5 protein-coding genes are annotated in these 4,164 nt (G+C 71.3%); 2 read left to right on the plus strand and 3 right to left on the minus strand.

The window, feature by feature from the left end; translation table 11 throughout:
* Nucleotides 1–16: 16 nt before the first annotated feature.
* Complete coding sequence (locus G6021_RS17765) at nucleotides 17–151, minus strand: hypothetical protein (protein ID WP_259844327.1); 135 nt, start codon at nucleotides 149–151, stop codon at nucleotides 17–19.
* A 162-nt stretch (nucleotides 152–313) separates the two neighbouring features.
* Between G6021_RS17765 and G6021_RS09085 the strand changes: the two genes are divergently transcribed.
* The gene (locus G6021_RS09085; RefSeq protein ID WP_179525622.1) at nucleotides 314–1,000 is read left to right on the plus strand and encodes a PhoU domain-containing protein; all 687 of its coding nucleotides are present in this window, start codon (nucleotides 314–316) and stop codon (nucleotides 998–1,000) included.
* 32 nt (nucleotides 1,001–1,032) lie between these two features.
* Nucleotides 1,033–1,428, plus strand: a complete 396-nt coding sequence (locus G6021_RS09090) for a VOC family protein (protein ID WP_182641114.1) — start codon at nucleotides 1,033–1,035, stop codon at nucleotides 1,426–1,428.
* Nucleotides 1,429–1,511: 83 nt separating this feature from the next.
* Here G6021_RS09090 and ilvD read toward each other — a convergent pair whose 3' ends face one another.
* Together ilvD and G6021_RS09100 are read right to left on the minus strand one after the other, a co-directional pair.
* Nucleotides 1,512–3,236, minus strand: a complete 1,725-nt coding sequence (ilvD, locus tag G6021_RS09095) for a dihydroxy-acid dehydratase (protein ID WP_182641115.1) — start codon at nucleotides 3,234–3,236, stop codon at nucleotides 1,512–1,514.
* 49 nt (nucleotides 3,237–3,285) lie between these two features.
* Nucleotides 3,286–4,164, minus strand: an 879-nt coding sequence (locus G6021_RS09100; protein WP_182641116.1) for a PQQ-dependent sugar dehydrogenase, incomplete at its 5' end; no start/stop codon positions are given.

A 4,164-nucleotide genomic window follows, 5' to 3' on the forward strand; every position in this document is an offset into this window, starting at 1 on the left:
GCGGCCGCGGACCCGCTCATGCCAGCCCGCGCAGACGCGAGGCGGTGGTGCCGATCTCCCGCGCCCCGACCATCGAGTCCGCGTCGATCAGCACCGACCGGCCGGGTCGCCTCTCCCGGGAGCGGGTGGTCTCGTACGGGAACGGGATCATCGGGTGTCCTTTCCGGGACGCGGGCGACGTGCGTACGACAGGGCAGAACAGACCGATGGGTCCATCTATTCCCCACGCCCGCACCCCCACTCCGACCGCCCGGGCGGTGAACACTGGCTTAACGGGATCGCGGCGATCCCGCCCCACCACTACAGTCATGGGATGCGCACCGTCCTCCATACCAAGCTCGACGAGTTCTCCGACCAGCTGGTCCGGTTCTGCGAGATGAACAACCGACTCCTCGACCTCGCCACCGTGGCGCTGCTCGAGGGTGACGAGGTCGCCGCCACCGAGGTCATCGACGGCGCGGCCGAGGTGGAGGATCTGCGCGAGGCGAGCGAGCAGCACGCCTTCGATCTGCTGTTGCTCGAGGCACCCGTGGCCCGCGACCTGCGGCAGGTGGTCTCCGGCATCTACATCGTCGAGCACTTCACGCGGATGGCCGCCCTCACCGGCCACATCGCCCGCGTCGCCCGCCGACGCCACCCCAACCCGGTCATCCCCGGGCCCGTGGTCCCGACGATCCGCGAATTCGCGGAGCGGGACTCGGCCATGGCCCGGAATCTCGGGCAGCTGCTCCCCACCAAGGACGTCCGCCTCGCTCGCTCACTCGATTCGGAGGACGACGCGGTCGATTCCCTCCACGCCGACCTCATGCGGCAGATCTCCGCCGAGGACTGGCCGCACGGCTCGGTCGCGGCGGTGGATCTGGCGCTGCTCGCCCGCTACTACGAGCGGTTCGCCGATCACACGGTCAGCATCGCCAACCGCGTGGTCTACCTCGCCACGGGTGAGAGGCCCGGGGGCGGGTCGCTCTCCCACCTCGAGGACGGCACCGTCCTCGACTGACCCGATCCGATCTCCGATGTGAGGAGCCCGCCGTGTCCCGTCCCATCCACTTCGAGATCCACGCCTCCGATCCTGCCCGGGCTTGCGAGTTCTACGCAGCAGTCTTCGGCTGGACCTACCAGGACTGGAGCGACTTCGCCGGGTCGCCCTACTTCGGCGTGACCTCCGGCCCCGAGGACCAACCGGGCATCAACGGTGCGATCATGCAGCGCCACGGCGACGCCCCTGCGACGGGATCGCCCGCCACCGGCGCGGTGCTCACGATGGGGTGCGGTGATTTCGATGCCACCGCCCGCGCGATCCTCGACGCCGGCGGGACGGTGGCCATGGACAAGCACGCCCTGCCGGGTATGGCGTGGCAGGGCTACTTCCTCGACACCGAGGGCAACGTGTTCGGCATCCACCAGCCGGACCCCGACGCGAAGTAGGGCGACCGCATGACCCGGGTGTGAGCCCGGGTCATGCGGTGGTGGGTGAGCCACCGTGGGGGGTCACCTGCTGCCGCGGGGCCTCACCGGCAGATCGCGCCCGTCGAGGCCGACTGCACGAGCTTGGAGTACTTGGCCAGCACACCGCGGGTGTAGCGCGGCGGGAGCGGCTCCCACCCGGCGCGACGCGCCTCCAGCTCGGCCCCGTCCACCAGCAGGTCCAGGGTCCCGTCGGACACGTCCAGGCGGATGCGGTCGCCGTCGCGGACCAGGGCGATCGGTCCACCGTCCACCGCCTCGGGCGCGATGTGGCCGACACAGAGGCCGGTGGTGCCGCCGGAGAACCGACCGTCCGTCATCAGGAGCACGTCCTTGCCCAGGCCCGCGCCCTTGATCGCGCCGGTGATCGCGAGCATCTCCCGCATCCCCGGCCCGCCCTTGGGGCCCTCGTAGCGGATCACCACGACGTCGCCCGCGGTGATCGTGCCGTCCTCCAGCGCGTCCATCGCCGAGCGCTCCCGCTCGAAGACGCGGGCGGTGCCCTCGAAGACGTCGGAGTCGAAGCCGGCGGACTTGACCACCGCGCCCTCCGGCGCGAGCGATCCGTGCAGGATCGTGATGCCGCCGGTCGGGTGGATCGGCTCGCTCATGGCCCGCAGCACCAGCCCGTCCGGGTCCGGCGGGGCGATGTCGGCGAGGTTCTCCGCGACGGTCTTGCCCGTGACGGTGAGGCAGTCCCCGTGCAGCAGGCCGGCATCGAGGAGGGCCCTCATGACCACCGGCACGCCGCCGATCCGGTCGACGTCCGTCATCACGTGGGCGCCGAAGGGCTTGACGTCCGCCAGGTGCGGCACCTTGGCGCCGATCCGGGCGAAGTCGTCGAGGCTGAGGTCGACCTCCGCCTCGCTGGCGATGGCGAGCAGGTGCAGCACCGCGTTGGTCGATCCACCGAAGGCCATGACCACGGCGATCGCGTTCTCGAACGCCTCCTTGGTCATGATGTCGCGGGCGGTGATCCCGCGACGCAGCAACTCGACCACGGCGTCGCCGCTCGCCTCGGCGTAGTCGTCGCGCCGACGATCCGGCGCCGGCGGGGACGCGCTGCCCGGGAGCGACATGCCCAACGCCTCCGCGGCGCTGGCCATGGTGTTGGCGGTGTACATGCCGCCGCACGCGCCCTCGCCCGGGCAGATGGCCCGCTCGATGGTGTCGACGTCCTCACGGCTCATGAGCCCGCGGGAGCACGCGCCGACCGCCTCGAACGCGTCGATGATGGTGACCTGCTTCTCCGTGCCGTCCGAGAGCGTGGCCCAGCCGGGCAGGGTGGATCCGGCGTAGAGGAAGACGCTCGCCAGGTCGAGCCGGGCGGCGGCCATGAGCATGCCCGGCAGCGACTTGTCGCAGCCCGCGAGGAGCACGGAGCCGTCCAGCCGCTCGGCGCTCATCACCGTCTCCACACTGTCGGCGATGACCTCGCGCGAGACCAGTGAGAAGTGCATTCCCTCGTGACCCATGGAGATGCCGTCGGAGACGGAGATGGTGCCGAACTCCAGCGGGTAGCCGCCGCCGGAGTGCACGCCCTCCTTGACCTTCTTGGCCAGGCGGTCGAGCGAGAGGTTGCACGGGGTGATCTCGTTCCAGGACGAGGCGACACCGATCTGCGGCTTGACCCAGTCGTCGTCGCCCATCCCGACCGCGCGCAGCATCCCGCGGGCCGCGGTCTTCTCCAGGCCGTCGGTGACGTCGCGGCTGCGGGGCTTGATGTCGACACCGTCGTGGGTGCTCGTCTGATCTCTCTGCTGCGTCATACCGCCAGCTTAGGCGTTGGCCCGCGGGGGGCTCTAGAGAGGCGACCGGTCAGTCCGGGGTCAGCTCGAGCAGGCGCCCGCCCGGTCCGTCCTCGAGCACCCATATCGCCCCGTCGGGAGCCTCGGCGAGTGCTCTGACCCGCGCGCCCATGTCCCACTCCTGTACCACGGTGGCCACCTCGTCGCGGAGCTCGACGCGGACCAGGTTCTGTCCGGACAACCCACCCAGGAGTGCGCTTCCGTCCCACCCGGCGAAGCGGTCCCCCCGGTAGATCAGAAGGCTCCCGGGCGAGATGGCGGGCACCCAGTACGTGGCGGGTGGCACGAACCCGTCCCCCTCGCGGTGTCCCGGGATGTCCCCGCCGGAGTAGTGCCTACCCATCGAGGCCTGAGGCCACCCGTAGTTCCCGCCCTCGGTGAGGAGGTTGAGTTCGTCGCCGTGGCGCGGGCCCATCTCGGACACCCAGATCCGGCCCTGCGGATCCTCGGCGATCCCGAGGGGATTGCGGTGGCCGATGGTCCACAGGTCGGCCGCGGCGCCGTCCCCCGCCCACGGGTTGCCGGGCGCCGGGTCCCCGTCGAGGGTCAGGCGGACCACTGCGCCGAGGTTGCTGGCGGTGTCCTGGGCGGGGGTCTGCTCCTGGCGGTCGCCCGAGGTCACGTAGAGGTGGTCGTCGAGGACGAGCAGGCGCAGCGCGAAGTGTCCGTTGCCGGCGGCGGGGTCCTGCTCCCAGATCACCTCCAGGTCCGTCAGCTCGGCGCGGTCCACGTCGAGTATGCCGCGGCCCACCACGCCCTGCGCGCCCTCGGGATGGTCGCGCACCCAGCTGAGGTAGACGGCGCCGTCCTCGGCGTGGGAGGCGCCCGCGGCGACGTCGTGGAGACCTCCCTGCCCGGCGTCGTCGACCGGCGGCACGCCGGCGACCTC

Origin of the sequence: Dietzia sp. CW19 (assembly GCF_014145265.1) — a bacterium.
Lineage (GTDB): Bacteria > Actinomycetota > Actinomycetes > Mycobacteriales > Mycobacteriaceae > Dietzia > Dietzia natronolimnaea.